Here is a 506-nt window from a genome sequence, read left to right as displayed (position 1 = left end):
CGACTCCCGGTTAGCGGTCCACGCTCACCAATTGCAGCTGTCGCGGCTGATCCCGCAGCGTGGACAGGGCAGTGGGAAGGTCAGGGGAGACCGGCAAGGCGCAGGCGGGATCGCAGATGCCCAGGACGCGGGACACCGCGGTGCTCGGGATCAGCGCCCAGTCGATATTGTCGCCGGCAAATCGCACGTTGAGCGTGTGCAGGCAGGCGAAGCAGCCTACGCCGAAGAACTCGACGGCACCGAGGTCCAGAACGAGCTGTCCGCTCGGCCTGCTGTGCCGGATTCCGCAGTCGATGATTTCAGCGGCATTGGACGCATCCAGCTCGCCGCGGACGCTGATCACTGCGGTAGCCGGCCACAGCCACTGCGCACAGAACTGCGCACGGCGGTGGTCGTTGACGGAAGATATCGCCGGTTTCGCGGCGTTCATGGTGGACATCGGTGACTCCTCAGCAGAAATACTGTGGTCACGTCACATTTCAGGCTCTGTGGGCTCAAAACCACTG

1 protein-coding gene is annotated in these 506 nt (G+C 63.6%); it reads right to left on the bottom strand.

Annotation, left to right across the window (positions count from 1 at the left end):
• Nucleotides 1–10: 10 nt before the first annotated feature.
• On the bottom strand, nucleotides 11–439 hold the full coding sequence (locus IMZ11_RS43755) for an STAS domain-containing protein (protein ID WP_065147300.1): 429 nt from the start codon (nucleotides 437–439) through the stop codon (nucleotides 11–13).
• Between the last annotated feature and the right edge of the window lie 67 nt (nucleotides 440–506).

The organism is Microtetraspora sp. AC03309, from assembly GCF_020826795.1.
GTDB lineage: Bacteria > Actinomycetota > Actinomycetes > Streptosporangiales > Streptosporangiaceae > Microtetraspora > Microtetraspora glauca.
This window is presented reverse-complemented; position numbering and strand designations above follow the sequence as displayed.

Coding starts and splice junctions, on each gene's coding strand:
- IMZ11_RS43755 (WP_065147300.1), bottom strand. CDS start 439: ATGTCCACCATGAACGCCGCGAAACCGGCGATATCTTCCGTCAACGAC.